The organism is uncultured Caballeronia sp. (genome assembly GCF_964243625.1).
Lineage (GTDB): Bacteria > Pseudomonadota > Gammaproteobacteria > Burkholderiales > Burkholderiaceae > Caballeronia.
Genome location: NZ_CAXTGZ010000284.1, coordinates 1 through 7,515, shown reverse-complemented (window position 1 = coordinate 7,515; position 7,515 = coordinate 1). Strand labels below are relative to the sequence as shown.

The 7,515-nt window shown below is 62.4% G+C and carries 8 protein-coding genes; 5 read left to right on the top strand and 3 right to left on the bottom strand.

The genetic code is table 11. From position 1 onward, the window contains the following. The 4 genes from ACFFAR_RS18985 to ACFFAR_RS18970 form a co-directional block, all read left to right on the top strand. Positions 1-505 (top strand): hypothetical protein (locus tag ACFFAR_RS18985; RefSeq protein ID WP_375508271.1); only part of this gene is annotated, 505 nt, incomplete at its 5' end. A 71-nt stretch (positions 506-576) separates the two neighbouring features. Then, positions 577-1,923, top strand: a complete 1,347-nt coding sequence (gene guaD, locus ACFFAR_RS18980) for a guanine deaminase (protein WP_174363668.1) — start codon at positions 577-579, stop codon at positions 1,921-1,923. A 134-nt stretch (positions 1,924-2,057) separates the two neighbouring features. Next, positions 2,058-3,104, top strand: a complete 1,047-nt coding sequence (locus ACFFAR_RS18975; protein ID WP_375508272.1) for a porin — start codon at positions 2,058-2,060, stop codon at positions 3,102-3,104. 91 nt (positions 3,105-3,195) lie between these two features. Then, on the top strand, positions 3,196-4,137 hold the full coding sequence (locus ACFFAR_RS18970; protein ID WP_174363669.1) for a LysR substrate-binding domain-containing protein: 942 nt from the start codon (positions 3,196-3,198) through the stop codon (positions 4,135-4,137). Between the two features lie 10 nt (positions 4,138-4,147). Here ACFFAR_RS18970 and ACFFAR_RS18965 read toward each other — a convergent pair whose 3' ends face one another. Continuing rightward, a complete protein-coding gene (locus ACFFAR_RS18965; RefSeq protein WP_174363670.1) occupies positions 4,148-5,092 on the bottom strand; it encodes a cupin in 945 nt (314 codons plus the stop codon). 134 nt (positions 5,093-5,226) lie between these two features. Further along, the gene (locus ACFFAR_RS18960; RefSeq protein WP_174363671.1) at positions 5,227-5,997 is read right to left on the bottom strand and encodes an IclR family transcriptional regulator C-terminal domain-containing protein; all 771 of its coding nucleotides are present in this window, start codon (positions 5,995-5,997) and stop codon (positions 5,227-5,229) included. A gap of 115 nt (positions 5,998-6,112) precedes the next feature. Between ACFFAR_RS18960 and ACFFAR_RS18955 the strand changes: the two genes are divergently transcribed. Then, a complete protein-coding gene (locus ACFFAR_RS18955; RefSeq protein ID WP_174363672.1) occupies positions 6,113-7,297 on the top strand; it encodes a fumarylacetoacetate hydrolase family protein in 1,185 nt (394 codons plus the stop codon). Positions 7,298-7,327: 30 nt separating this feature from the next. On the opposite strand, the gene ACFFAR_RS18950 is transcribed toward ACFFAR_RS18955, so the two are convergent. Further along, the coding region (locus tag ACFFAR_RS18950) for a hypothetical protein (protein ID WP_375508270.1) at positions 7,328-7,515 on the bottom strand (188 nt) is incomplete at its 5' end.

Here is a 7,515-nt window from a genome sequence, read left to right as displayed (position 1 = left end):
ACGCGGCGCTTCCCCCGCCACGGCAGCATTCAGTTCGTCGTTGTTGTGGCTCGGGCTCGCAGCAGGCTGCCTCGTCATTCCGGCACTCTCCGACAAGATCGAGCGGCGCAAGATGCCCATCGTGATCGGCATTGCGGTTCAACTCGCGTGCGCGGGCGCGTTGCTGTACCTGCCATCCATCTCGATTCCTGTTGCGATGGCGCTCAACTTCCTGTTCGGTTTTGCAAACGCCGCGCACATGCTCTGCTTCAGCAGCGCCGCGGACGTGGTCCCGCCGCAATTGATCGGTACGTCGGCGGCGTTTGTGAACGGCCTGGCGTTCATTGCGGGCGGCATCATGATTGCGGCGCCCGGCTCGAGAGTGGTGTCCGGCATGGCTGCGGGACTGACCGATCACACGCTGGCCATCGCGGAATACGCGGCGACGCCGATCACCTATTCGTTGATCGCCTCCTTTGTGCTCGCGCTGATCATGAAGGAATCGCACCCGGCACGGCGCCGCTGACCTTCTTCTGCCGATCCCTTCTCCGATACAAAAGCCGGCCTCGTAGCCGGCACGCTTCCCAGGAACTCGACATGACCGCACTAAAAGCCTTGCGCGCCGACGTGGTGACCTTCAGCGGCGATCCGTTTCTCCAGTCGCCCGAGCAATGCCTCGTTCATATACCCGATGCCATCGTCGTCATCGACCAGGGTCAGATCGTCGATGTCGGCCCCGCCTCCGAAGTAACGCCTCGCCTGCCCGCGGGAACGCAGGTTCAGCACTATCCGGACGCGATCATTTCGGCAGGGTTTATCGACACCCACATTCACTATCCGCAAACCGAGATGATCGGTGCGTATGGTGAGCAGTTGCTGGAATGGCTCAACACGTACACGTTCGTCGCCGAGCAGAATTTCGCCGATAAAAATCACGCCGACATGGTCGCCAAGGTGTTCTTGCGCGAACTCCTGCGCTCGGGCACCACGACGGCCGCCGTGTATTGCACGGTGCATCCGGGCTCGGTCGATGCATTTTTCGAAGAGTCGTCGCGTTTCAACACACGCATGGTCGCGGGCAAGGTGCTGATGGACCGCAACGCGCCGCCGGCGCTGCTCGATACCGCCGAACTCGCGTACTCCATGAGCTCCGACCTGATCGCGAAGTGGCACAAGCGCGGACGCCAGTTGTATTGCATCACGCCGCGCTTCGCGCCCACGAGCACGGACGCGCAGCTCGACGTCTGCGGCACCTTGCTCAAGGAGACGCCCGACGCCTACGTGCAAACGCATCTATGCGAAAACGTCGATGAAATCGCCTGGGTCATGGCGCTGTTCCCCGAGCGCCGGAGCTATCTCGATGTCTACGCGCACGCCGGCATAGTCGGACCCCGCTCGATCTACGGCCACGGCATCCACCTCACCGAAGACGATCTGTGCACGTGCCACCAGACCGGCGCGGCGCTGGCGCACTGCCCGACATCGAATTTCTTCCTCGGCAGCGGCCTCTTCCGTGTCTTCGATGCCAAGAACCCGAAGCGCCCTGTACGCGTCGGCCTCGGCACGGACGTGGGCGCAGGCACGAGCTTCTCGCAACTGCAATCGCTCAACGAAGCCTACAAGGTCGCGCAGATGAACCAGACGAAGCTCAATGCGATCCAGGCGTTTTATCTCGCCACGCGCGGCGGGGCGGAAGCGCTGTACCTGCAGGACAGGATCGGCACCGTTGCCAAGGGTTATGAGGCCGACCTCGTGATCCTCGATCGCAAGGCGACGCCGCTGATGTCGTTCCGCTCGGGCTATTGCAAGGACATCGTGGAGCAGCTTTTCGTGCTGATGACGCTCGGCGATGACCGCGCGATCAAGGCCACTTACGTAGCGGGCGAACAGGTCTACGAGCGCAGTCCGTCAGGCGATGGATTCCGTTACCCGCTGGCTGCCTGATCCGGGCACCACTTTCAATTTCACGCAGGTTGGAACGGCCGATCCGCACTGCGCAGTGCGATCCGCGTTCGTTCGCCTGCATTTTCCTGTCGGGGGAACGCGTGAAGAACTGCTTCGGTTTTAATTCAAAGGGAATCGCGGCGCTTGCGTCCTTGCTGGCGACCGGGATGCTGTGCAGCGGCGGCGCCAGCGCCCAGTCGAGCGTCCAGCTTTACGGGCAAGTGGACGCCTGGGTGGGCGCGCAGAAATATCCCGGTGGCGATCGTGCGTGGACGCTGGGCGGCGGCGGCATGTCGACATCGTACTGGGGCTTGAAGGGTACGGAAGACCTCGGCGGCGGATACAAGGCGATCTTCGCGCTCGAAGATTTCTTCCGGCCGCAGAACGGCGCATATGGCCGCTTCCAGGGCGACTCGTTCTTCTCGCGCGATGCCTACGTCGGCGTCCAGTCGCCCTATGGAACCTTGACCGCGGGGCGGCTGACCACGTCGCTGTTTGTATCGACGATACTTTTCAATCCCTTCGCCGACTCTTACACGTTCTCGCCGATGGTCTATCACGTGTACCTCGGCCTTGGCACCTTCCCCGCCTACACGACCGACCAGGGCGTGGTCGGCGACTCCGGCTGGGACAATGCAATTTCATATTCGACGCCGGATTATCACGGTTTGAGCGGGACAGCCATGTACGCATTCGGCGACAAGGCCGGCGAAAACGGCCAGCACAAGCTGAGCGCGCAGTTCCTGTATCTCAGCGGTCAGTTCGCGGCAACGGGCGTCTATCAATACGTGAATTTCAACACGCAGCCCGACGACCTGAGTTCGCTTGTTTCCGGCATGCAGAGCCAGGCCGTGGCGCAGCTCGGCGTGTCCTACGACCTGCGTGTGGTCAAGCTTTTCGGTCAATACATGTACACCGACAACACCGTACGCACCGGCAACTTCCATATCAACACGGCACAAGGCGGCGTGACCGTGCCTCTCGGCCCCGGCACCGTGATGGCCTCCTACGCCTATTCGCGCGACGCAGGCGGCCTCGACCAGACGCGGCAAACCTGGGCACTCGGCTACGACTATCCGCTCTCCAAACGCACTGATCTCTACGCCGCCTACATGAGCGACCGTATTACCAGTCAATCGACGGGCGAGACCTTCGGCGCCGGCGTCCGGGCGAAGTTCTAGGCCCCTGCGCGTACCGATGTAAGGTCCACCACGGGTTTTTGCTTTAGTCTTGGCGTTTCTCAGGAAACGCGACGGGCAAACGCACAAACCCATGGATTATTTCGCAGCGGTACGCGCGTTCGTTCATGCAGCCGAACGGCAAAGCTTCAGCAAAACGGCGCTCGAAATGGGCGTCAAGACATCGACCGTTTCGCGTTATGTGAGCGAGCTGGAAAAGGATCTGGGCATCGCCCTGTTCAACCGGTCCACCCGCGGGCTCGTGCTCACTGAAGGCGGCCGCGTGTTTCGCGAACATGCGCTTCTTGCGCTGCAGGCACTCGATGACGCCCGCGAGCTGACGTCATCGCTGAACCAGACGCCGCAAGGCGTGCTGCGCATCACCATGCCCGTGGCGTTCGGGCATCGGCATGTGGTGCCGCATTTGCCGGCGTTCATGAAGCGCTATCCGGATATCGGCGTCGATATCGTCGTGACCGACGAGACGCTGAACATGATAGAAGGGGGCGTCGATGTCGCGGTGCGGATCGGCGCGTTGCCCGATTCTCTGCTGATGGCGCGTCGGCTCGCGCCGCACCGCCGGATCGTATGCGCGAGTCCGGGATATTTCGAACGCAACGGCACGCCCGCCGAACCCGATGATCTTGCGCATCACGAATCGCTGCGGCTCGCGCTGCAACCCGATGACCGATGGTTTTTCACGAAGCGCAAGGACGCGCCCGAAAAGCCGGAGCGTACGCTCGTGGAGTTGAAGGGGCGTTTTCGCGGCGACGATTCGGAGGCCGTGCTGCAACTCGCGCTTGCAGGTTGCGGCGTGGCGTTGCTGCCCACGTGGCTTGTCGGAACAGCTCTGCGCGATGAGCGCCTCATCCATGTGCTCGGCGATTGGGAAGCGCGCACCGCGCGTGCCGAACCGGCGATCTGGGCGGTTTATCCGCCGAAGAAAATCGTATCGTCGAAAGTTCGTGCGTTTGTCGATTTTCTCGCCGAAGTGATCGGCGAGCCGCCGTACTGGGACGACGGTCTTGACGTCTGAACGATGCGCCTTAATGCGCGAAGCGGATATCGAGCGTGCGCAAGTAGGTTTGCAGACCGGCGTCCTGGATCGGAATCACGTAGGCGTCGCCATCGGATTCGTTGAAATGCGCATGCCAGTATCCCGGCGGAGTGACGAACGCCATCCCAGGCTCCCAATCCACCCGCGTCGGGTTTGAAATCCTGCCGCTCTCGTCCAGCTCGGTGCCGACCAGCGTATAACAACCCGCCTGACATCCCGCGATGAAATCAAGTGCAATCGATTGATGCCGGTGCGGCTTCTGCTCCGAATTGGGCGTCACGACGCCGAACATCGCCCAGAGGGTGTGAGTCACCGTCCTCGTCTGCGGGAAATTGACGTTGCCGAGCAGCACACTGATGCGGTTGCGCCGGGCGGCGTTCGCGTCCTCCCGGACCTTCTTCAACTCGGCCTGCGCCCGCGCCGCCGGATAAAGCGTCGCGGCGAAACGTGGTTGCACCGACGTCACGCCGAGATAGGTCAGCAGAGGCGCATCGTTCACGTAGTAGAGCATGGCGGTGATGTCGGAACGAAGACTCGCGGATTCGCCGCCCGGCAGCGTGAAGAAGTCGCCCTGTGCGAACGGGAAATTCACCGCACCTTGCGTGACATGTCCGGCGCCGCTGATCACGTAACACACCAGCGATGTCGCTGTCTGCGCGAGCTTGAGTTCATCGCGGGCGTTGATGCGCACGAAGTTCGCGCTGAGGCTTGGACCCGTCGCAGGGCTCGGGCAGTTCAGCTCAGCGGACAAGTCGAGCGGCACGATGCGGGTCTCGCCATCCGCATAAAGCGCAGGCGAGAAGTTGCGGAACGGCACACGCGAGATGAGCTTTGCGCCAACAGGATTCGCTGACGACGTGTATTCGAAGTACTGCGCGTCATCGGTCGCGGGCGATGCTTCGGCGAGCGTGGCGGGGGATGTCCTGTTCAACATGGTGAGCTCCTTGCGAGTGGCGTTCAATGGGGTAACGCCACTTTAAGGAAGGGATGGCCGGCGCAGAAGCGCCTTGCATCGAAATCACCTTTGCGTAAAAGGGGGTATGGAAGACGCGACGGTCCTGGGACCGCTCAGGCTTCTGCGCATTTGGCCCCAATCTGCTGCGCCATACGCGCGATCGCGACGCAGATGCGTTTCTCGCGCCGGGCATCCATGCGCCCCGTCGGCACACTCGTGCTGACAGCGAGCCGCTTGCCGTGCGGCGTCTCCCCTACGTACGCCGCGAAGCAGGTGAGCCCTGCCGCCGCTTCTTCGCATTCGCTCGCAAGCCCCGTCTCCCGGACCCGCGCAAGTTCACGCAGCAAGGTGGCGCGTCGCGTGATGGTGCGCGGCGTGGCAGCCGTGAGCCTGTCGGGCAGGAGCTGGAGCAGTTGGTCATCGGGCAGCGTCGCCAGCAAGGCCTTGCCTAGCGCGCACGAATGCGCCGGCAGCCGCGACCCGAGATCCGATACCAGCCGTACCGCCCGGCGTGAATCTTCCCGCGCGATATACACCACGTCGCGGCCATCGAGCGTGGCGAGTTGCACGACTTCGTTGTGCGTCGCAACGAACGCCGCCGCCTGCGACCGGAACGCCGCCTGAAAGCCATCGTGGCGAACGAAGGCGCTCCCCAACTCGAACAGCTTCACGCCGATGATGTAGCCATCGCCCCGCTTCTCGATCCAGAACTGGCGCTCGAGCGAGTCCAGCAGCAAATACAAGGTGCTGCGCGATAAACCCGTGGCCTCGTGCAGCGCGGACGCTCGCACGGGCGTTCGCGCGTTGGCGAGGACCTCGAGCACGTCGTTGGCGCGTCGCAGCGCGGGCACTTCGTAGACGCGTCCGGCGGTATCGTTTTTCATCTGATGGGGATGGTTTTTTGTCCAACAGGTTGGAATTATCTACAACATAATGGACAACTCGATACCCCGATAATACGATCAAGGCCCTGATTTCCACCAGCCCGGACACCTATTCATGGCTTCGATTTCCCCTTCCGCATGCCTTCCTGACGATCTCGACCGTGCAGTGCTCATTGGACGCGTGTGGCGCCCGGCGCCTGTCAATGGCCCATCGGTGGTCTGCGTTCGCAATGGCCAGGTCATCGACATCACGCATATCGCGCCGACTACGGCCGATCTGTTCGAACGTACCGATGCACTTGATATCGTCCGCAATGCGGAGGGCGAATCCCTGGGTTCGATCGAGGACATCGTGCGCGCGAGCTTCGATCCGCACTCCACGGGCGTCAAATTGCTCGCGCCGTGCGACGTGCAGGCCGTGAAAGCATGCGGCGTGACCTTCGCGGTCAGCCTGCTCGAACGCGTAATAGAGGAGCAGGCCGGCGGCGACGCCAGCAAGGCCAAGGAAGTGCGCGAGACCATCAACACGCTGATCGGCGCAGATCTCTCGAAGATAGTGCCGGGTTCGGAAAGCGCGGAGAAGCTGAAAGCGGAACTCGAGCGCCGCGGCGCGTGGTCGCAATACATGGAAGTCGGCATTGGGCCGGACGCCGAGGTGTTTTCCAAATCGCAGCCGATGTCATCTGTGGGACTTGGCGCGGATATCGGGCTTTATCGGACGTCGATGTGGAACAACCCCGAGCCGGAGATCGTGCTGGCCGTGAACAGCGCAGGGAAGATCGTCGGCGCGACGCTCGGTAACGATGTGAACCTGCGCGACATCGAAGGCCGCAGCGCACTGCTGCTCGGCAAGGCGAAGGACAACAACGGGTCATGCGCGATCGGTCCGTTCATTCGCCTTTTCGACGGCCAGTTCACACTCGATTCCGTCCGCCAGGCCAGCGTCTCGCTGCGGATCGAAGGCGCCGACGACGGTTTCACGCTCGATGGCATCAGCCACATGAGCGAAATCAGCCGCGACCCCGCCGACCTCGTCGAGCAGACGATCGGGGCGCATCACCAGTACCCGGACGGTTTGATGCTGTTCCTCGGCACGATGTTCTCGCCGATCAAGGATCGCGACACCCCGGGTGGCGGTTTTACTCACCACATGGGCGACGCCGTGACAATCTCGGCGCCCGCACTCGGCGCGCTGGTGAACACCGTGCGCCGCTCGGAAGAGATCACGCCGTGGACGTTCGGCGTCCGCGCGCTATATACGAATCTGGCAGCACGGGGGATCGCGCTGGACCAGAAATGAGGCTTGGACAAGCTGCCAGCACGCGCGTTACTACGAAGGGCGCGGGTTTTTATCGATAGTCGAGGGTAACGCAGCTTCCGTCGCCGTCTGCGGTCGTGTGCTGTTCGCCGAGTCGTCCCCGCCTGACGATGCGCCTTTCGCCTTTTCGGCCTGGGCGTAATCGTTGCCTTCCATCGGTGTTGCAGGGCTCTGTGCGGCATCAGTCCCTTCAGTATCGG